Source organism: Streptomyces sp. SM10 (genome assembly GCF_002910915.1).
Lineage (GTDB): Bacteria > Actinomycetota > Actinomycetes > Streptomycetales > Streptomycetaceae > Streptomyces.
This window is the reverse complement of sequence record NZ_NEUF01000148.1, coordinates 1-20,173: the sequence shown is the minus strand read 5'-3', so window position 1 is coordinate 20,173 and position 20,173 is coordinate 1. Positions and strand designations below refer to the sequence as shown.

The 20,173-nt window shown below is 70.7% G+C and carries 17 protein-coding genes and 2 pseudogenes; 11 read left to right on the top strand and 8 right to left on the bottom strand.

Translation table 11 applies throughout. The features are described from left to right. Positions 1-165: 165 nt before the first annotated feature. The 6 genes and pseudogenes from B9S57_RS35710 to B9S57_RS23390 all read left to right on the top strand — a co-directional run. Positions 166-381: pseudogene (locus tag B9S57_RS35710) on the top strand (hypothetical protein); the annotation flags it as partial. Between the two features lie 200 nt (positions 382-581). Continuing rightward, positions 582-716 (top strand): hypothetical protein, encoded by a 135-nt coding sequence (locus B9S57_RS35705; RefSeq protein ID WP_258036528.1) that lies wholly within the window; start codon positions 582-584, stop codon positions 714-716. Between the two features lie 44 nt (positions 717-760). Further along, a pseudogene (locus tag B9S57_RS35700) lies at positions 761-959 on the top strand (ATP-binding cassette domain-containing protein); the annotation flags it as partial. A gap of 302 nt (positions 960-1,261) precedes the next feature. Then, positions 1,262-2,005, top strand: coding sequence for an IPT/TIG domain-containing protein (locus B9S57_RS23400; RefSeq protein WP_103517566.1), 744 nt, complete (start codon positions 1,262-1,264; stop codon positions 2,003-2,005). Between the two features lie 159 nt (positions 2,006-2,164). Then, positions 2,165-2,923: an IPT/TIG domain-containing protein gene (locus tag B9S57_RS23395; protein WP_258036527.1), complete on the top strand. Its 759-nt coding sequence runs from the start codon at positions 2,165-2,167 to the stop codon at positions 2,921-2,923. Between the two features lie 214 nt (positions 2,924-3,137). Next, positions 3,138-3,602 carry an Ig-like domain-containing protein gene (locus B9S57_RS23390; protein ID WP_258036526.1) on the top strand — a complete coding sequence of 155 codons (465 nt, stop codon included), beginning with the start codon at positions 3,138-3,140 and terminating at the stop codon, positions 3,600-3,602. A gap of 316 nt (positions 3,603-3,918) precedes the next feature. Here the strand turns inward: B9S57_RS23390 and B9S57_RS34235 are convergent, their stop codons facing one another. The 5 genes from B9S57_RS34235 to B9S57_RS23370 all read right to left on the bottom strand — a co-directional run bounded on the left by B9S57_RS34235 (position 3,919) and on the right by B9S57_RS23370 (position 8,738). Further along, positions 3,919-4,125, bottom strand: coding sequence for a hypothetical protein (locus tag B9S57_RS34235; RefSeq protein WP_146057795.1), 207 nt, complete (start codon positions 4,123-4,125; stop codon positions 3,919-3,921). Positions 4,126-4,128: 3 nt separating this feature from the next. Then, on the bottom strand, positions 4,129-4,977 hold the full coding sequence (locus B9S57_RS23385) for an S-methyl-5'-thioadenosine phosphorylase (protein WP_103517564.1): 849 nt from the start codon (positions 4,975-4,977) through the stop codon (positions 4,129-4,131). An 89-nt stretch (positions 4,978-5,066) separates the two neighbouring features. Continuing rightward, positions 5,067-5,414, bottom strand: a complete 348-nt coding sequence (locus B9S57_RS23380; protein WP_103517563.1) for an FmdB family zinc ribbon protein — start codon at positions 5,412-5,414, stop codon at positions 5,067-5,069. Positions 5,415-5,480: 66 nt separating this feature from the next. Then, positions 5,481-6,761: an MFS transporter gene (locus tag B9S57_RS23375; protein ID WP_103517562.1), complete on the bottom strand. Its 1,281-nt coding sequence runs from the start codon at positions 6,759-6,761 to the stop codon at positions 5,481-5,483. A gap of 417 nt (positions 6,762-7,178) precedes the next feature. After that, complete coding sequence (locus B9S57_RS23370; RefSeq protein WP_258036525.1) at positions 7,179-8,738, bottom strand: potassium/proton antiporter; 1,560 nt, start codon at positions 8,736-8,738, stop codon at positions 7,179-7,181. Between the two features lie 277 nt (positions 8,739-9,015). Here B9S57_RS23370 and B9S57_RS23365 point away from each other — a divergent pair, with 277 nt between their 5' ends. Then, positions 9,016-11,763 carry a penicillin acylase family protein gene (locus B9S57_RS23365; protein WP_103517560.1) on the top strand — a complete coding sequence of 916 codons (2,748 nt, stop codon included), beginning with the start codon at positions 9,016-9,018 and terminating at the stop codon, positions 11,761-11,763. Between the two features lie 102 nt (positions 11,764-11,865). Here B9S57_RS23365 and B9S57_RS23360 read toward each other — a convergent pair whose 3' ends face one another. Next, positions 11,866-12,873, bottom strand: coding sequence for an Lrp/AsnC family transcriptional regulator (locus B9S57_RS23360; protein ID WP_103517559.1), 1,008 nt, complete (start codon positions 12,871-12,873; stop codon positions 11,866-11,868). 576 nt (positions 12,874-13,449) lie between these two features. Here B9S57_RS23360 and B9S57_RS23355 point away from each other — a divergent pair. Next, entirely contained in the window at positions 13,450-15,120 is a 1,671-nt protein-coding gene (locus B9S57_RS23355; protein ID WP_103517598.1) for an MFS transporter, read from the top strand. Here the strand turns inward: B9S57_RS23355 and B9S57_RS23350 are convergent. After that, positions 15,117-15,734, bottom strand: coding sequence for a 5-formyltetrahydrofolate cyclo-ligase (locus tag B9S57_RS23350; RefSeq protein WP_103517558.1), 618 nt, complete (start codon positions 15,732-15,734; stop codon positions 15,117-15,119). The two genes, B9S57_RS23355 and B9S57_RS23350, sit on opposite strands and share 4 nt — an antisense overlap. A 107-nt stretch (positions 15,735-15,841) precedes the next feature. On the opposite strand from B9S57_RS23350, the gene galU reads away from it, so the two are divergent. The 3 genes from galU to moaC all read left to right on the top strand — a co-directional run bounded on the left by galU (position 15,842) and on the right by moaC (position 18,685). After that, positions 15,842-16,744 (top strand): UTP--glucose-1-phosphate uridylyltransferase GalU, encoded by a 903-nt coding sequence (galU, locus tag B9S57_RS23345; protein WP_103517597.1) that lies wholly within the window; start codon positions 15,842-15,844, stop codon positions 16,742-16,744. Between the two features lie 4 nt (positions 16,745-16,748). Further along, positions 16,749-18,059 (top strand): gephyrin-like molybdotransferase Glp, encoded by a 1,311-nt coding sequence (gene glp / locus B9S57_RS23340; protein WP_103517557.1) that lies wholly within the window; start codon positions 16,749-16,751, stop codon positions 18,057-18,059. Positions 18,060-18,184: 125 nt separating this feature from the next. Then, positions 18,185-18,685, top strand: coding sequence for a cyclic pyranopterin monophosphate synthase MoaC (gene moaC, locus B9S57_RS23335; RefSeq protein WP_103517556.1), 501 nt, complete (start codon positions 18,185-18,187; stop codon positions 18,683-18,685). A 17-nt stretch (positions 18,686-18,702) separates the two neighbouring features. Here the strand turns inward: moaC and B9S57_RS23330 are convergent, their stop codons facing one another. Further along, complete coding sequence (locus B9S57_RS23330; RefSeq protein ID WP_103515515.1) at positions 18,703-19,923, bottom strand: IS110 family transposase; 1,221 nt, start codon at positions 19,921-19,923, stop codon at positions 18,703-18,705. Between the last annotated feature and the right edge of the window lie 250 nt (positions 19,924-20,173).

Below are 20,173 nucleotides of genomic sequence, written 5' to 3'. Positions count from 1 at the left end.
CCACCGGGGCCGTGGGTACCTTACGGGCCGTGCGGGCGCGCCACGCTGCCGGGACGCTGACGCGACGCGTGCCGAGTGGGTCCGACCGGAGCCACACTTGCCGGCGTGGGGGACGTGGGAACGACCACCGCAGAGTGATCAACGGGATCCTGCGGCAGCCAGGCCGTGCAGAGGGACGACGGAAAGGTGACGATCACCGTCGCCGACCATCTCGGGACCGGCCAACTGGCCATCGCCGCGGCGGACCTCAGTCTCTCCCAGCGCCGGACCCTCCCCTTCGGAGGCAACCGCGGCGACGCCACCGGCACGTGGCCTGGCAGCAAGGGATACATCGGCGGCCTCGACGACTCGGACACAGGGCTCACGCACCTGGGCGCCCGCGAATACGACGCGACCATAGGCCGATTCATCAGCGTCGACCCGCTCACGACACCGAGCACGCTCTCCTCGGTGAGTTCGCCGAGGGCCGGAACTGGCGTGTTCACCGCGAACGCTTCACCGACCAACCACCCGGCGGCCCGACGCCGACCGACATACGGCCCGAATTCAACCGGGCCTGCCGACACGCGGGAGCCGGCTTCGTGGACGGCATCCTCACGACCAGCCGACAGGCCATGCCCACCGCCGACGACGCCTACGAGCACTTCCTGCACTGGTTGCACGACCGTCGCGCCTTCATCGCCTACGGACAGGCCACCCCCGGAAGGAACCCGTGATTGTGCCAGCAACGGCTGACAGCGTGCTCCCAGCCCGGGACCGCGTCTGGAAGGAGGTCCACAACCGCCTGGACACGCCCGCGCAGCCGCTCTCCGCAGGGCAGCGCCAGCGGCTGCGCCTGGCCCGCGTCCTGGCCCTGGAACCTGCGGCACCTGCTGGACGAACCCACCAGCGCCCTGGATGAGCGCAGCCGGGACACGGTGGAGAGATCGGTGGCCGCCCTCCGCGGCAACCGCTGTGTACCACCGGCACGCGCCGTCGCACGCCCGGCAAGCTCCGCCAAACGGTTAGTGCCGCGTCAATTCCCTTGGCATACGAATCACCCTGATGGGTCAATTCGGGTGTCTGCAGCATTGGGTGACGGTCCATCGGGTTCTGTCGGGCACGTCTCCCTCCCGGGTCTGGACTCAGCCCGTCCGGACGGGCTTCCGCACATCCCCATCCGCCGGCGGCCGAACGTGTCGGCGTGGGCCGGTTCGGGGCGTTCGCGGATCGCCACACTCAGTCGCTGCTCGGAGAAGGCTTCCGAGCGAGAGGAACCCTCATGCCTATCAGTCCCAACCAAGGCTCCACCAGCGGCGGAACAACCGTCACCATCACAGGCGTGAACCTGTCCGGCGCCGTGGCCGTCCACTTCGGATCCCGGACGGCCACGATCACCTCGAACACCCCGACCTCGATCACCGTCATCGCCCCTGCGGGCTGCGGCGTCGTCGACGTCAACGTGACGACCGCGGGAGGGACGAGCAACTCACTCTCCTTCTTCTACATCAGCCCGCCCATCGTGGTATCCATCGCCCCGGACTCCGGTCCGACCTCCGGCGGCAACACGGTCACCATCAACGGCTACGGCCTCTCCACGGCCACCACCGTGTCCTTCGGCTCCAACAGCGCAACCCCGACGGTCGTCTCGGACAGCCAGCTGTCGGTGGTCGTTCCGGCCGGCAGCTCCAGCGGTTCCGTCGACGTCACCGTCACCACCACCGGGGGCACGACCGCTCCGCTCACCTACGCGTATGCCGACGCGCCGACACTGATCTCGCTCACACCCACCTCCGGGGCGGCGTCCGGCGGCACCTCGGTGACCATCAACGGCACCGGCCTGGCATCCACCAAGGCCGTCACCTTCGACGGCATCACCGCGTCCTTCGCAGTGCTGAACAGCACCACGCTGGTGGCCATCACACCGCCCGGCACCGCAGGTTCCGTCGATGTCGTGGTGACCACCGAGGGCGGGAGCGCCACCGCCAGCGGCGGATTCACCTACGTGTCCGGCCCCGGCATCTGACGGCGTCCCGGACACACAGCCGCGCACGACCCCGGTGAGCTCCTGTCCACCGGGGCCGTGCCCAGAGGAAGCGGTGCGGGCTCACGCACGCCCGCCCGCACCTCTTCCGTGCCCGCAGCTCGCGGCCAAGCCAGGCCGACCACACTCCCTGGAGTCACCGTGGCCCCTCCCGTCCTCACCTCGGTCGTACCCAACACGGGTCCGGCGGCGGGCACCAATCCCGTGACCCTGAACGGCAGCCAGTTCACCGGCGCCATCGCCGTCACGTTCGGATCCGCGGCCGCCCTGTCGTACACGGTCAACACACCGTCGACGATCACGGCGACGGTCCCGCCCGGAACCGGAACGGTCAACGTCACCGTGCGCACACCCGGCGGCCTCAGCAACACGATCACCTACGCTTACGCACCCACTCCGGCTCTCAGCGCGATCACACCGAACCAGGGCCCGACGTCCGGCGGGACCAGCGTGGTCCTCACGGGTACCGGCCTGACGGGGACCACCGCCGTCACGTTCGGCGGCACTCCGGCGACCTCGTACACAGTCAACTCCGCCACCCAGATCACCGCCGTCACACCGCCAGGCACCGGATCCGTCGCGTGCACCGTCACCGGTCCCGGCGGCACCAGCAACTCCGTCATCTACACCTATCTGACGGCGCCGGCTCTCACCGCGCTCTCGCCCGCGCAGGGGCCCACGGGCGCAGGCACCGCAGTGACCCTGACAGGCACCGGGCTGACCACGACATCCGCGGTCCGCTTCGGCACCGCACCGGCGGCCTTCACCGTGGTGTCGGACACGACTGCGATCGCGGTCGCCCCGGCAGGTCCGGCGGGTTCGGTGCTGGTGAGCGTCACGACGTCGGGCGGCACCAGCAACTCGCTCGCCTACCAGCGCGTCGCACCTCCCGCGATCTAGCTGGTCGCATCGGCGTCATCGGCCCGCTCCACGGCTCACTCCAGCGCATTCGAGCGAGCCGATGACTCAGGTGGGGTCACCGGGACCCGCGCCTACCGCACATGCCATCAAAACCGGCCTAAGGTCACGCTCCGAACGGTCAGGCGAACCCGCCTGACGGCCAGACCGAGGAGGCCCCTCAGTGAAAGCGTGTCTCGCACGTAAGGTCGGACTCGTGGTTGCCGTAGCGGCGGCCACAGTGCTGTCCCTCGCTCCGTCGGCTGCAGCCGCCGATCCGTCGTCGACCACCGTCCAGGCCACGCCCTCCTCAGCCGCGACCGGGCAGCTGGTGACCCTCGACGCGACGGTGACCTGCAGCTCGGACCCGAGCGGCGGCCTCGGCGTGTCGTTCTTCGACGGCCCGGACCTTCTGGCGACCGCACCCGTCTCCGCAGACGGACGCTCCTCACTGACCACCGGTTTCACGACCACCGGAACCCACACCATCACCGCCGCCTACAACGGCGACGACAGTTGCGACGCTTCGAACGGCACCACCACCGTCACCGTGTCCCAGGCCCCGTCTCCCCCGGCCAACAATCCGGGCTGCCTGCTGTGCGGGCTGATCGACTTCCACGTCGGGGACGTCCGCAACGAGGTCAACGTCAACAGCCACAACGTGACGCGCATCCGCAAGTAATCCCCGCCGGCCACTGGACACGAGCGAGGGACACCGGTTCATGCGGGCGAGCCGCGGCGAGACATGCGTCCAGGGTGCAGCCGAGGATGGGCTGCACCCTGGACGCTGAGTGATGTCATCTCAGCCCCGTACCTGTTCCTCACCGGACCCCCGCAGTCCGGGCTGCTCCGGCAGCGGCATCGGCCGGGCAGTGATGCGAGCCTCGGCGCCTCCGGCCGTGTTTGTCCTTTGCGCGTCGCCGACCAGGGCGTGCCAGCCGGCCCGGTCCTCCAGATGACTCCTCGCAACGTCGAACGCCCACCGTCCTCGGCGGCCATCAGGATTTCGCGCCCGTGCGACGGGCGCGCTGCTGGCGTACGAGAGCGGTGTGCATGCGCACCGCGGCAGCTCGGTCGGGTGCGTGAAAGACGCGGGCGTCTCGCTCGTAGTTGTCGAGCAGTTGCTTACCGGCCAGCACCTTCATGTCCAGGTCCCTGCCACATGCCTTGAACAGGGCACGGTATCGGGCTTGATACTCCGGCAAGCTCTAAGGCAGTTCGATGCCCGGATCGATGCCGTCCAGCGCGTGGGTGCAGACGCAGTCGCGTCCCTTGTTCGGGGGCAGCGCGGCCACGGCGTCGAAGAGCACCGACCTCAGCCGGTCCACGTTGGCCGCGAACACCTCCAGGACCTCCCCGTGGCTGACGCCCTCGCCGGCCTCGGCCCCCGCGTCGAGGTCCGTCACCAGGGTCAGCGTCGTGTAGCAGAGCTCCAGTTCACGGGCGAGCACGGCCTCCGGGTGCCCCGTCATCCCGACGACCGACCAGCCCATCGCCGCGTGCCAGCGCGACTCCGCGCGCGTCGAGAAGCGGGGGCCCTCGACGACGACCAGGGTTCCGCCGTCCACCGCCTCCCAGTCACGTCCGCGTGCCGCGGCCAGGGCGGCCTTGCGGCCCTCGGGGCAGTACGGATCGGCGAAACCGAGGTGCACCACGTTGGGCTCGGTTCCGTCGGCCCGGGGCTCACCGTCGTAGAAGGTCTGTGTGCGGGACTTGGTGCGGTCGACCATCTGGTCCGGCACGAGGAGGGTGCCCGGACCGTACTCGGGGCGAAGGCCGCCGACGGCGCACGGGGCGAGGACCTGGCGTACGCCGAGGGAGCGCAGGGCCCAGAGGTTGGCCCGGTAGTTGATCCGGTGCGGCGGGAGGTGGTGGCCGCGGCCGTGGCGCGGGAGGAAGGCCACCCGGCGGCCGGCGAGCTCACCGAGGAAGACGGAGTCGCTCGGTGCCCCGTACGGGGTGTCCACCTTGATCTCGGTCACGTCCTCCAGGAAGGAGTAGAAGCCCGATCCGCCGATGACACCGATTTCCGCTGTACCCGTTGCTGCGTTCACCATGCGTTCACACTATCCGGGCGCGCACGACCGGGACCCCACCGAGTCGATCAGTGGGGTCCGGGTGAAACGTGTGGGGTACGGGAAGGGCCTCAGGCGGCCGACGTACCGCTCGACGACGTGGAGGAAGCCGAGGAGGATGCCGACGACGCCGAAGCGGCAGGCTTCGATTCCGACTTCGACTCCGACTTCGACGCGGACGAACCGGCGGACGAGTCCGACGCCTTGGCGGTCGACGTGGCCGGCGTGCTGCTCGACGAGGAGCCGCGGCTGTCGTTCCGGTAGAAACCGGATCCCTTGAAGACGATGCCGACGGCCGAGAACACCTTCTTGAGGCGTCCCTCGCAGTTCGGGCACACGGTCAGGGCATCATCGGTGAACTTCTGCACCGCTTCGAGGCCCTCGCCGCACTCGGTGCACTGGTACTGGTAAGTCGGCACTTGCTCCTCCTGGCACTCTCACTCAGTGAGTGCTAACGACGTTCCATAGTGACGTATTCCGAGCGATCAGTCCACCGTGACCGGCTCGCGGTGACCGATACCACGTGCCACCGTGCGTCCCGCGGGGCGGGGTGTCAGCCGTGAACGCAGGGCGAGCAGGGTCGCGAGCGCCAGAGCCGTGCCGGCCATCGGGACCACGAATCCGGTGCTCGCGCCATGGGCGTCGGCGAGCTGTCCGGCCACGGTGACGGCCGCGGCCTGGCCGAGAGCCACCGATCCCGTCAGCCAGGTGAAGGCCTCGGTCCTCGCGGACGCGGGCACCAGGGAGTCGACCAGGGTGTACCCGCTGATCAGGGCGGGAGCGATGCACAGCCCGACCAGCAGCCCCAGCCCCGCCAGCAGCGGCACGGAGTGGACGGCCCAGAGTCCGGACGCGGTCAGGGTCAGGGCGATGTACCCGACGACCAGACGGCGGCGGGGACTGCTCTTCCAGGCGATGGCTCCGCAGGCGATTCCGGCCAGCATATTGCCGGCCGCGAAGACTCCGTACAGCAGCCCGTTGGCGCCCGGCCTGCCGATCTCCTCGGAGAACGCCGTCAGGGAGACCTGCATGCCGCCGAATACGGCGCCGATGCCCAGGAAGGTGATCGCCAGGACCCGCACGCCGGGCACGGAGAGTGCCGAGCGGTGCGGTTGCGATGCCGTGGCCGCGGGCCGGGGGGCCGGCTCGGTGGAGCGGCGGGCGGCGAACAGCACGCCGCCCACGAGCGTCAGCCCCGCCTCGGCCACCAGTCCGGCAGCCGGGTGCACGCCGGTGCAGAGCGCCGTGGCGAGTACCGGGCCGACGACGAAGGTGAACTCGTCCGTCACGGACTCGAAGGCGGCGGCCGTGGTCATCAGGGGCGAGGCGGGGCGCCCCGGGGCGGCGCCCAGCAGGGCCGCCCACCTGGCCCGCACCATCGGTCCGATCTGCGGGATGGAGGCACCGGTGGGCATCGCCGCCAGGAACAGTGCCCACAGGGGCGCGTCCGCCAGGGCGAGCGCCGTGAGGGCGCCGACGGAGGCGGCGTGGACCAGGACGCCGGGCAGCAGCACGGCACGCTGGCCGAACCGGTCGGCGAGTCTGCCGCTCTGCGGCGCGAACAGGGCCATGGAGACGCCGGAGACGGCGGCCACGGCGCCCGCACTGCCGTACGAGCCGGTGGTGTGCTGGACGAGGAGGACGATGCCGATGGTCAGCATCGCGAAGGGCTGCCGGGCGGCGAAGCCCGGAAGAAGGAAGGTCCACGCACCCGGGGTACGCAGCAACTGCCCGTAACCGGGGCGGTCGGAGACCGTGGACGCCACGGTCCATGCCTTTCTGCCGCCTGGTGGCCGTGCTGCCCGGGCCGCCTCGCACCGGGGTGCGTAGGGCGTGCGGGAGCTGCCGAGAGCTGTCCTCTTCGCGCGGGACTGCGGTAGATGCCGGGCGCTCGCTCCAGAGGCGAAAGGACGCCACGACCGCCATACGGTCGCGCCAGCTCTGCATCAGACAGAGTTGGTCGATCAGGGTCGATCAGGTTCACATCGAGTGGATCAAGAGATCCGGTCCTTCATCTTACAGGTCCTGAACCCGGCACACCTGCGATTGTGCGCAGATGCCCCCTTGTCGCCCCGGGCCGCCCCTGCACTCCAGGTCAGCAGCGGCCCGTCCGTCGCTCCGGAACAGCAGCGGGCCCGCCCTCCGTCGCGGGGCGGTGGTCCGCCCCCGCGACGGAGGACAGGTCAGTGGTGGGCCCGCCGGTCGCCCGCCGCGTCCCTCGGGCGGTCCTCGCCGCCCTTGCCCAGCCTCTTGGCCAGTCTCGCCAGGTGTGGAGTGTCCGCGGGGCGGCCGGGGCCGCTCGCCCGGGGGGCGCCGCCCGTCCCCAGCCAGCCGGCCAGCTTGCCGCCCTCGCCGACCGCCCGCAGCCGTGCCTCCGTCGCGTCGCGCACCGGATCGGTCGCGACGACCAGCAGTTCGTCCCCGCGGCGCAGGACGGTCGAGGGTGCGGGCACGAAGCTCTTGTCGTCGCGCACGACGAGGGTGACGGCGGCCCCGGCGGGCAGGCGCAGTTCCGCGACCTCCACGCCGTGCATCCTGGAGCTGCCGGGGACCGCGACGGACAGCAGGTGGCCGCGCAGTCGCTCCAGGGGCGCCGACTCGATCCCGAGGTCCGCCGTCTCGGACGGGTCGTCGCTGATCTTCAGGGCCTTGGCCACCCACGGCAGGGTCGGCCCCTGGATCAGCGTGTAGACGATGACGAGCACGAAGACGATGTTGAAGACCCGGGTACTGCCCTCGATCCCGGACACCATCGGGATGGTCGCCAGGATGATGGGCACGGCACCGCGCAGCCCGGCCCAGGACATCAGGGCCTTCTCACGGTGCGGCAACCGGAACGGCGCGAGGCTGATGAAGACCGACAACGGCCTCGCGACGGCGGTCAGCACCAGCCCGACGACGACGGCCGGCCAGAAGTCGGCGATCAGGTCGTGCGGGGTGACCAGCAGACCGAGCAGGACGAACATGCCGATCTGTGCCATCCAGCCGAGCCCGTCCGCGAAGCCCCGGGTGGCGGGCCAGTGCGGGAGCTTGGAGTTGCCGAGGACCATCGCGGCCAGATAGACGGCGAGGAAGCCGCTTCCGTGGACCATGGCGCCGGCCGCGTACGCGGACACCGCGATGGCCATCACGGCGATCGGGTAGAGCCCGGAGGCGGGCAGTGCGACGTGACGGAGGCCGAAGGCCCCGAGCCAGCCCACCGCAAGGCCGACGGCCGCACCGATGGCCAGCTCCAGGGCTATCTCGCCCACCAGCACGTACCAGTGCTCCACGGGGCCTGCGACGGAGAACGCCACGACCAGGATGACCACGGGGGCGTCGTTGAAGCCGGACTCGGCCTCCAGGACGCCGGTGATCCGGGAGGGGAGCGGGACCTTGCGCAGGACCGAGAAGACGGCTGCGGCGTCGGTGGACGACACGACGGCGCCGACGATCAGGGCCTGCCGCCAGTCGAGACCGACGAGATAGTGCGCCGCGCTCGCGGTGACGCCCACGCTGATGCCCACGCCGACGGTCGACAGGACGGCCGCCGCCGGAAGAGCGGGTCTCACTTCTTTCCACTTCGTGCCCAGGCCGCCCTCGGCCAGGATGACGACCAGGGCGGCGTAGCCGATCACCTGGGTCAGCTCGGCGTTGTCGAACCTGACGTCGAAGATGCCGTCCTGACCCATGGCGATACCGATGCCGAGGTACAGGAGCAGGCTGGGGAGCCCGCTGCGGGACGAAATGCGTACGGCCGCCACGGCGACCAGCAGGACGACTGAGCAGACGAGCAGAAGTTCGTTGAGCGCGTGGACAGTCAGGGTCCGTTCCTTCCCTGTGTACGCCGTCCGGATCGACCTCCGGCGGCCAGTACTTCGTTACCTTACCTAATCTTTTACGCTTCCTTGATGCCTTCGAGCGTCCGTGCGAACCGGTGCGCAAATGGATGCATCCCCATACCGCGTCCGAGTGGCTTCTGCGGGGCGCCTATGGTTGCTCCTGCACTCCCAGGACCACCCTGCCCCTCGAAGGACAGCGATGCCCGCCAACACAACCGCCCCTTCCGGGTCTTCCGATGCGAAGAAGACCGGCAGGAAGAAGGGGCGACGCGCCCGCCTGTTCGTGATCGTCCTGGTCCTGGCGCTTGTCGCGGGTGTCGGGTTCGGCGCGTACTGGTCCGTCTCCACGGTCCGGGCCTCGTACCCGCAGACCACCGGTTCGATCGACCTCAAGGGTCTCTCCGGCGACGTCGACGTCAGACGTGACAGCTACGGGGTTCCGCAGATCTACGCGGACACCGACAGCGACCTCTTCCGTGCCCAGGGCTTCGTCCAGGCCCAGGACCGTTTCTGGGAGATGGACGTACGCCGTCACATGACCTCGGGACGCCTCTCCGAGATGTTCGGCTCGGGCCAGGTCGAGACCGACTCCTTCCTGCGCACGCTCGGCTGGCGCAAGGTCGCGCAGGAGGAGTACGACACGGTCCTGGACGAGGACACCAAGAAGAACCTCCAGGCTTACGCGGAGGGGGTGAACGCGTATCTGGACGGCAAGGACGGCAAGGACATCTCCGTCGAGTACGCGGCGCTCGGTCTGACGAACGACTACGAGCCCACCGAGTGGACCCCTGTCGACTCGGTCGCCTGGCTCAAGGCGATGGCCTGGGACCTGCGCGGCAACATGCAGGACGAGATCGACCGCTCCCTGATGACGAGCAGGCTCAGCGCGAAGCAGATCGAGGACCTCTACCCGGACTACCCGTACGACAGGAACAGGCCGATCGTCGACCAGGGTGCGGTCTCCCCGGTCACCGGCACGTTCGACCCGGACGCCGAACCGTCGGACAGCATCGGTGAGCAGACCGTCGAGGGCGCGACCCAGGGCGTGAACACCCAGCTCTCCGCGCTCTCCGACACCCTGGACGAGATCCCGGCGCTGCTCGGGCCCAACGGCAACGGCATCGGGTCCAACTCCTGGGTCGTCTCCGGCACGCACACCACGACCGGAAAGCCCCTGCTGGCCAACGACCCGCACCTGGCGCCCCAGCTGCCCTCCCTCTGGTACCAGATGGGGCTGCACTGCCGTCAGGTCTCGGCGTCCTGCCGGTACGACACGGCCGGTTACACGTTCTCCGGGATGCCGGGTGTGGTCATCGGCCACAACCAGGACATCGCCTGGGGCTTCACGAATCTCGGGGCCGACGTCACCGACCTCTTCCTGGAGAAGGTCTCCGCCGACGGCTACCAGTACGACGGGAAGACCGAGCCCTTCGTCACCCGCGAGGAGACCATCAAGGTCGCGGGCGGCAGGAGCCGGAAGATCACCGTCCGGGAGACCAACAACGGCCCTCTCCTCTCCGACCGCAGCGGCGAGCTGGAGAGGGTCGGCAAGAAGGCCCCCGTCACCAACTCCGCCCCCGACCGCGGGGACGGGTACGCGGTCGCCCTGAAGTGGACGGCCCTGGATCCCGGCAAGTCGATGGACGCGGTCTTCGAGCTCAACAGGGCCAAGGACTTCACGAGCTTCCGCAAGGCCGCCGCGCACTTCGAGGTGCCGTCGCAGAACCTCATCTACGCCGACACCGACGGCAACATCGGCTACCAGGCGCCCGGCAGGATCCCGGTCCGTCTGCAGGGCGACGGCACGCTGCCGAGCCCCGGCTGGAGCCCGAAGTACGGGTGGGAGAAGGACCCCATCCCCTTCGACGAGCTGCCGTACGAGTACAACCCCAAGCGCGGCTACATCGTCACCGCCAACCAGGCGGTCATCGGTGAGGGCTACGAGCACATGCTCACCAAGGACTGGGGCTACGGCACGCGCAGCCAGCGGATCAACGACCTGATCCAGAAGAAGATCGACGGCGGCGAGAAGATCTCCACCGACGACATGCAGACGATGCAGATGGACAACCAGAGCGCGATCGCCGCGAAGCTGGTGCCGAAGCTCAAGAACATCGCGGTCTCCGACAAGTACGTCCGCGAGGGCCAGAAGCTGCTGGAGGGCTGGGACTACACCCAGGAGCCCGATTCGGCCGCCGCCGCGTACTTCAACGGCGTCTGGCGCAACATCCTCAAGCTCGCCTTCGGCGACAAGCTGCCCAAGGAGATGCGCGCCGAGGGCGACTGCATCTACGTGGAGCCGGCCGCCGGCACCGGGCCGGTGGACGAACAGGACAAGCTCGTACGCGAATGCGGACAGCGTGCCCCGGACGCGGCGCAGCCGGACGGCGGTGACCGCTGGTACGAGGTGGTCGAGAGCATCCTGGACGACCAGGACAACGCGTGGTGGAAGGCCCCGGCCAAGGGCCGCGACGAGGCCATCGACAGCCGCGACGAGCTCTTCGCGCGCGCCATGGAGGACGCGCGCTGGGAGCTGACGGCGAAGCTGGGCAAGGACATGACCACCTGGAGCTGGGGCCGGCTGCACCGGCTGACCCTGCGCAACCAGACGCTCGGCACCGACGGTCCCGACCTGCTGCAGCGGGCCCTCAACCGGGGTCCCTGGGACCTCGGCGGCGGCGAGGCCGCGGTGAACGCCACCGGCTGGAACGCGGCGGGCGGCTACGAGGTCATCTGGGTGCCGTCGATGCGGATGGTCGTCAACGTGGGCGACTGGGACAAGTCCCGCTGGATCAACCTCACCGGCGCCTCCGGGCACGCGTTCAGCGCGCACTACACCGATCAGACCGACAAGTGGGTCGACGGCGAACTGCTCGACTGGTCCTTCGGGGCGGACGCGGTGGAGCGGTCCACGGTCGACACCCTGACGCTCAGGAAACCCCAGTAGGCCCGCCCGGGCGGCAACGACGGTTCGAGCGGACGGCGACGGGCCGCCCACCCCCCTTGGTGGTGGGCGGCCCGTCGCCGTCCGTCGTCGCGCGGGCGCCTCTCACCCCGTGCCCGGGTAGTGGACCAGCCGCCCCTGGGTGACGAGGGAAGCCGCCTGCTTGAGGTGGCGTACGCGGATGCTGACGGTGTAGGCGTCGACCCCGGGGATCGCGGCGAGGCTCGTCGTCAGATAACGGTAGAAGTCCTGCGGACCGGTGCAGATGACGATGGCCATGAGGTTGTGTTCGCCCGCGAGGGCGCCGGCGAAGGCGACTTCCGGGTGGTGGACCAGGGCTGAGCCCACCTGATGGAGGTGGGCGGGCGCCGTGCGCAGCCACAGGGTGGCCTGGAGGGTCCAGCCCAGGCGCTGGGACAGCAGGTCGACGTCGTAGTAGAGGGTGCCGGCCGCCTCCAGATTCTCCAGGCGGCGGCCGACCCGGTTCGTGGACCAGCCGGTGAGCTGGGCGAGCCGGGCGTGGCTCGCGCGGCCGTCCTCCGCGAGCGCGGTCAGCAGCGGAAGGTCCTCCTGCCTCGGCGGGACCGGCGCGACCTCGGGCCGGCGCTCGGACCGCGGGTCGTGCGCGGTCAGCAGCGCGACCGCCTCCGCGCTCAGCGGTGGCCCGAAGCCCGTCCAGTGCGCCCAGGGCGCCGAGAAGGAGTGCAGCATCAGGGCCATGTCGACGCCGAGCACTCCGGAGGAACGCTGGAGACGGCGGGGCAGCAGGTCGGGGCCGCGGTCCTCGGCGATCGGGGCGTTGAGGGTGCAGATGATCTCGGCACCGCCGGAGGCGAGGTGCGAGTAGGACACGTCGGGCCGGCGGGTCAGTGCCTCCGCGATCACGTCGACCCGGTCCGGGCGGCACGTGATGCGTGCGACCCAGGTGGCCTGGCCGTGGACCGCCGGGTTCACCAGGCCCATCACACGCACCACACCGCGGCGCCGCAGAGCCTGGAAGCGCCGTGCCACCGTCTGCTCGGAGACTCCCGCGACCTCGCTGATCAAGCGGAACGGCGCCCGGGGCGAGATCTGCAGCGAGTGGAGGATTCGGGTGTCCACGGCGTCGGGCATGGAGTGAATATCTCCCGGACGGACCTCCGACGCCAGTTTCGTGCGCCGCGGCGGCGGCAGGGGGGTGGTTCGCCGCCCCCTGCCGGAGACTGGTCCAGGAATCAGGTGCGGCCGGACCGCCGCGCGGGCCGTCATCGGTCACGGACCGGGCGACGAAGGCCGGTGCCGTCGTGACCGGCGAGGGGGACGCCGCGTCGGCAGTGCCCCTCGGGCGCTCCGTCCGTCGTGCCGCACGGGGCCGGCTCTCCCCACCCCGCGACGCGGGGGCGCACGGGGGCCGCCCGTCGTCCTGACGACCGGACCGATTCCGACCGGACGGACCATCGCGCACGCCTCCCAAGGCGCGCGCGGTGAGGCCGTCGGGACAGTGGTGCCCGCGCGTCCACGCGGACACCACTGTCCCGGCGGTCCGGCTCGGCGCGAAGAAGTCGCCGGGCGGCCGTCCACGCAGCCACATGCTCAGAAGGAGCTTTCCACGTGTCCCACAGCAGTCCGGCCGCCGTGCCCGGCCAGGCCACCCTGTCCGGTCGCCAGGCGCCCGCGCCGCAGGTCTCCCACCGGCGCGCCACCATCCTCATGGCCTGCCTGGGGGTGTTCGTCGCCTACCTGCCGGTGACGACGGTGTCGGTGAGCCTCCCGGCGATCCAGCAGGCGCTGGGCGCCTCGACCTCAGAACTCTCCTGGGTCTCGGACGCGTTCGTCCTGCCCATGGCGGCGTTCATCCTGACGGCGGGGGTGTTCGGCGACGTCCACGGCCGGAAGAAGGTCTTCCTCGCCGGTCTCCTGCTGACGGCCGCCGGAGCGGCCACCGCGCTGAGCGCCGGCACCGTGCAGGTCGTGTGGATCGGCCAGGCGCTGTCGGGCCTCGGCGCCGCCGCCCTCCTTCCGACGACCCTCGCCCTCATCAGCCACGCGGTGCCCGACTTCCGGGAGCGCGGCAAGTACATCGGCATCTGGGCGATGTGCCTGCTCGGTGCGCTCGCCGTCGGCGGGGTCCTGGCCGGCACGGTCGTGTCCCGCACCGAGTGGCGCTGGATCTTCGTGGCGCCCATCCCGGTCGCGCTGATCGCCTTCGTCATCGCCGTACGGATGCTCGCTGACTCGCGCGCACCGCACGGGCGCCGTCTCGACTGGCCCGGCCAGATCACCGCCGCTCTCGCGATCACCGGGCTCGTCTACGGCGTCATCGAGGGCGGCGCCGGTTCCTTCGGCGACACGGAGGTCCTGGCGGCGCTCGCCGTGGCGGGGGCCAGCGGCGCCCTGTTCGTGCTCGTCGAACGCCGTTCCGCGAGCCCCATGCTCGACCTGTCCCTGTTCCGCAGCCCGGGCTTCGCCGCGACCACCCTCGTCGCGATGGTGATGTTCATGGCCATGATCGGGTTCTTCTTCGTCCTGAGCCTGTACTTCGGGATGGTGCAGCACCTCGACACCCTCGACGCGGCCTGGCGGATGCTGCTGGTGACCGGGGCGGCCCTGGTCGTCAGCGGTCCGGCCGGCCGGCTCATGCACCGGCTCTCCACGCGCGGCATGATCACCGTCGGCCTGCTCATGGTGACGGCCTCGCTGCTGTTCCTGCTGGGCGCGGAGGCCGACACGTCCTTCGGGTCCCTGTCCTGGCGGCTGATCCTGCTCGGCCTCGGCATGGGCCTGGTCACCACGCCCATGACGGCGACGGCCGTCGGTTCCGTCCCGCACCAGCTCGCGGGGATGGCCGCCGCCGGGAACAACGCCTTCCGGCAGGTCGGCGGCGCCCTCGGCCCGGCTGTCCTCGGGGCCCTGCTCACCAGCCGCGCCGCTGACGCGCTGCCGGGTCACCTCGCCGACGCCGGTGTCACGGGTGCGACGAGCGCCCACGTCGTGGAGGCCGTGCGGGCCGACGGTCTCGGTGGCGCCGGCGGAGTGCCGCTGGGTGCGGAGGCCGGACGGGTGTGGGCCGCCGTCGGCGACTCCTTCCTCGACGGCATGCGCCTGTGTCTGGTCGTCGCCGCGGCGCTGACCTTCCTGGCCGCCGTGCTCGCCTTCGTCCTCCTGCGGGTCCCGCGCACGGCCCCGGCGCCCGCAGGACAGGCCGTACGCCGGGGCGGCGGCGTGAGCCCCTCCGCCGAGCACGGCAAGGCCGCCGGAGTGACCGTCGCCGCGGGTCCGGGTCCGGGTCCGGGTCCGGGTCCGGGTCCGGGTCCGGGTCCGGGTCCGGGTCCGGGTCCGGGGCAGGCTCCGGTTCCGGAACGCCCGGGCGCCGGCGTCTAGGAACCGGCCGGGTCCGCGTCCCCCGTCCCGCGTCCGCGCGGGAAGCGCCGCGTTCCGGCCGGCGTGACCACGGCATCCACGGGGTGGTCGTGCGGTTCCTCGGGAACCCGCGCGACCACCTCGTCGTCGTACAGCAGGACGACGAGGGCGGGGTGGGCCCCGGCTTCCGCGAGGCGGGCCAGTACCCGGTCGTAACTGCCTCCGCCGCGCCCCAGCCGCATCCCGCGCCCGTCCACGGCGAGTCCCGGCAGCAGGACCGCGTCCGCTTCCAGGACCGCGTGCGGCCCGAGGCGTGCTCCGTCCGGTTCCCGCAGCCCGCGGCCGGCGGGCACGAGATGCTCCGCCCCGTCGAACACGGCCCAGTCCAGGTCGTTGTCCGCCATGAGCACCGGAAGCAGCACGCGTACGCCCCTGGCGTGCAGAGCGTCCAGGAGGGCACGGGTCCCCGGCTCCCGCCCGACGGACACGTAGGCCGCCACGGTCCGTGCGCCGGCCAGCTCCGCAAGACCGGATGCGGCCGCCGCCAGAACCGAAGCGGCGTTCCGCACGTCCTCGGAGGTGAGAAGCGCGCGTGCGGCGAGCAGTTCGCGCCGCAGCTGTGCCTTTCGGGACATGTCATGGTTCAACGGGTGCTCACATAGCTCGTCTTATGTGGATGTATGAGGACGAAGTTAACCGGACGCTCATCTTCCACCCATACGCACCGGTTAAAGTGCTGCGCATGACTCAGTCGCGCCCCAGGATCAGCAAAGCTGTCATTCCAGCTGCAGGTCTCGGCACCCGGTTCCTGCCGGCCACCAAGGCCACTCCCAAAGAGATGCTGCCTGTCGTCGACAAGCCCGCCATCCAGTATGTCGTCGAGGAGGCGGTCGGGGCAGGCCTCTCCGACGTACTGATGATCACCGGTCGCAACAAACGCCCCCTCGAGGACCACTTCGACCGGAACTACGAGCTGGAGTCCGCGCTGACCCGCAAGGGCGACGCCGAACGCCTCTCCAAGGTCCAGGAGTCCAGCGACCTGGCCACCATGCACTACGTGCGCCAGGGGGACCCGCGAGGCCTCGGTCACGCCGTCCTGTGCGCCGCGCCGCACGTCGGTGACCAGCCGTTCGCCGTCCTTCTCGGCGACGACCTGATCGACCCGCGTGACCCCCTTCTCGCCCGCATGGTCGAGATCCAGGAGCGCGAGGGCGGCAGCGTCGTCGCGCTGATGGAGGTCGATCCCGCGCAGATCCACATGTACGGCTGCGCGGCCACCGAGGCGACCACCGACGGCGACGTCGTCCGGGTCACCGGCCTCGTGGAGAAGCCCGACCCGTCCGATGCGCCCAGCAATCTCGCCGTCATCGGCCGGTACGTCCTGGACCCCGCGGTCTTCGGCATACTGCGCCGGACCGAGCCCGGCCGCGGCGGCGAGATCCAGCTCACCGACGCCCTCCAACTGCTGGCCGAGGACGAGAAGATCGGCGGCCCGGTGCACGGCGTCGTCTTCAAGGGCCGTCGCTATGACACCGGTGACCGTGGCGACTATCTGCGTGCCATTGTCAGGCTCGCGTGCGAACGTGAAGACCTGGGCCCGGACTTCCGGACCTGGCTGCGCAGTTACGTCACCGAGGAGTTGTAACAGCTTGAGCAGCACGATCTGGTCGGTGGACGAGCACCTGGACGACATTCTCGCCGCGGTGAAGCCGCTCGAAGCCATCGAGCTGCAGCTTCCCGACGCCCAGGGCTGTGTCCTGGTCGAGGACGTGGTCGTGGAGATCTCCCTGCCGCCCTTCGACAACAGCTCGATGGACGGATACGCCGTCCGGATCTCCGATGTCGAGGGTGCCAGCGAGGAGTTCCCCGCGGTCCTCACCGTCATCGGTGACGTCGCCGCGGGTGACGGGGGCCTGGCCGACGGCCGGTCGGTGGGTCCGGGCGAGGCCGCGCGCATCATGACCGGTGCGCCGCTGCCCGCGGGCGCCGAGGCGGTCGTCCCGGTCGAGTGGACCGACGGCGGCACCGGGGGTGGTCCCGCCGCCTCCATGCGCGCCCACAGCGCCGCCCCGGAGGGAGCGAGCGGCGAGGTCCGCGTCCACCGGCCGGTCAAGCCCCGCGCCCATGTCCGGGCCAAGGGCAGCGACGTGCTCCCCGGCGACCTGGCGCTGCGCGCGGGTTCGGTCGTGGGACCGCCGCAGATCGGGCTGCTCGCCGCGATCGGCCGCTCCACGGTGCGGGTGCGGCCCCGTCCGCGCGTCGTCGTGCTCTCCACCGGCAGCGAGCTGGCGCAGCCGGGCGAGGAGCTGACCGCCGGCCGGATCTACGACTCGAACAGCTTCGCGCTGACCGCCGCCGCCCGGGACGCGGGTGCCATCGCCTACCGGGTGCCCGCGGTCGCCGACGACGCCGAGACGCTGCGGGCCACGATCGAGGACCAGTTGATCCGCGCCGACATCGTCGTCACCACGGGCGGTGTGAGTGTCGGCGCGTACGACGTGGTCAAGGAGGCCCTGTCCTCCGTGGGCGACGAGGACGAGGCCGGCGGCGGCATCGACTTCCGTAAGCTCGCCATGCAGCCGGGCAAGCCGCAGGGATTCGGTTCGATCGGACCCGACCACACGCCTCTGCTGGCGCTGCCGGGCAATCCGGTCTCCTCGTACGTCTCCTTCGAGCTGTTCGTCCGTCCGGCGATCCTGACGCTGATGGGCCTCGACGACGTCCACCGCCCCACGGTGCGGGCCACGCTCGCCACCGACGGGGCGCTCTCCTCGCCGTCCGGCAAGCGCCAGTTCCTGCGCGGCACCTACGACGCCGAGGCGGGCACGGTGACGCCCGTCGGCGGAGCCGGATCGCATCTGATCGCGGCCCTCGCCCAGGCGGACGCGCTGATCGTGCTGCCCGAGGACGTGACCTCCGCCGAGCCCGGCACGGAGACCGAGGTCATCCTCCTCCGCTGACTTCCGCGCGGTGGCGGTACGGTGTCTGGCGCTGTGCCTTACCGGGGGAAGCCCCCCGGGCCCCTCAATCCGTGCCCCGGCGCGGACGGACGGGCAACCGGCGCCCTACCGCTAGGCGGAGTGAGTTGAGTACGCAGAACAGGCTGACGCACATTGACGAGGCGGGCGCGGCCCGCATGGTCGACGTGTCGGAGAAGGACGTCACGACACGGGTCGCCCGGGCCAGCGGCCGGGTCCTGGTGTCACCGCGTGTCGTCGAGCTCCTCAGGGGCGAGGGTGTCCCCAAGGGGGACGCCCTCGCCACCGCGCGCATCGCCGGGATCATGGGGGCCAAGCGGACCCCGGACCTGATCCCGCTCTGCCACCCGCTCGCCGTCTCGGGCGTGAAGGTGGACCTGAGCGTCGCCGACGACGCGGTGGAGATCCTGGCCACCGTGAAGACGACGGACCGTACGGGGGTCGAGATGGAGGCCCTGACCGCGGTCTCGGTCGCCGCGCTCACCGTGATCGACATGATCAAGGCGGTCGACAAGAGCGCGGTGATCACGGACGTCCGGGTCGAGGCGAAGTCGGGCGGGAAGTCCGGCGACTACCGGCGCCCCGCACCGGAGGAGGCGGACGCATGAGTTTCCTGAGTCAACCTCTATGCCGCCAAGGCAGTGTCGGTGGTCGTGTTGATCTTGCCGTTGGCCTGGTGGATGGCGGGGTCGTAGCAGGTGCCGTCGCGCCAGCAGGCCCACATCACGCGAAGCCAGGCGCGGGCCAGGATGCGGATGGCGTGGGGGTGTCGTTTCTGGCGGGCTCGGGCGTCGTTGTAGATTTTCGCGGCCCAGTCGCTGCCGTGCCGGCTGTTGTCGGCGAAGGCGGTCAGGGCGACGCGGGCTCTGCGGTTGGTCGCGAAGCGGAAGGCGACGGTGCGGGACTTGCCCGACGCTCGGGTCACGGGGACGACCCCGGCCTCGGCGATGAGCTGCTCGCTGGTGCGGGCGCGTTCCAGGAGCGGGCCGATCTCACCGATGATCTGGCCGAGGCTGACCCTGCCGATGCGCGGCATCGTCGCGAACAGCGGCGCGTAGGTGTGGGTTTCGACCGCCTCGGCGATGGTCTTGTCCAGCGTGCGGATGGTCGTGCGGATGCCCTTCACCAGCTGGACCTGGACCTGGACCAGCTGCTCGACGACTGCCTCGCTGAGGCGGGAGGCCGCCTTCGGGGCCGTCCGCAGGCGTTCGATCAGGACACCTCCGGGCTTCCTGCCGGAGTAGCCGTGGCGCTTGCACCAGGCTTCGAGGCGTCCGGCGGTAAGCCTCGCGGCGGAGGCCGGGGTGGGGTAGCGCTCCAGGAAGGCCATGGCGATGTCGCTGTCGAGGTTGGCGAACACGGCCTTGCCTCCGGGCCAGTGCATGTCCAGCAGCGCGGCAAGCTGGTTGACCGCCGCGATGCGGGCCTCGACGTGGTCGGCGCGGGTCCGGGTGAGGGCCTGCAGATCGAGGGTGGCCTGCTCGGTGGGCTCCAGCCGGGGCAGCAAGTGGCCGTCGGTGCGCAGGTAGTCGGCGAGTTTCATGCTGTCGCCCGCGTCGGTCTTGGCCTTGCTGGCGCCCCAGCGCGGGCGCATGGCGTGGAAGGCGTTGGGATGCACGGGCACCACCGGGTGGCCGGCAACCAGCAGCCGGTCCACGGCCAGGCCGCGGCTGGTCTCGATCATCACGGGCAGATCCGCCGGGGCTCCGTGCTTCCCCAGCCGGGCCAGGGTCCTGGCGAATCCCTCTTCGGTGTGGGCGAACTCCCACCGGTCCACGCGTTTTCCGGCGTCGTCCATGACGGTGACGTCATGGGTCTCGGTCGCCCAGTCCCATCCGATGAACACGAAAGAAGTACTCCTGTGACGTCGACGGAGCACCTGCCCGGTGGTGGTGAGGTCGTCTGCCGGGAGCTCATTAATCGGCCCTCTGCGGGGCGTGTCCCTGAAGCCGATCAGACGGCCTCGGCCCGGCGGGGCTGGCGGAACTCATGCTGGCCGTCGAACGGCTCGCACTACTGGCCATGCACCCACCGGGACCGAGAGGTCACAACCCTACCGAAGAGGGCTGCAGAAGGGATGGTCCTCTAATGAGCAC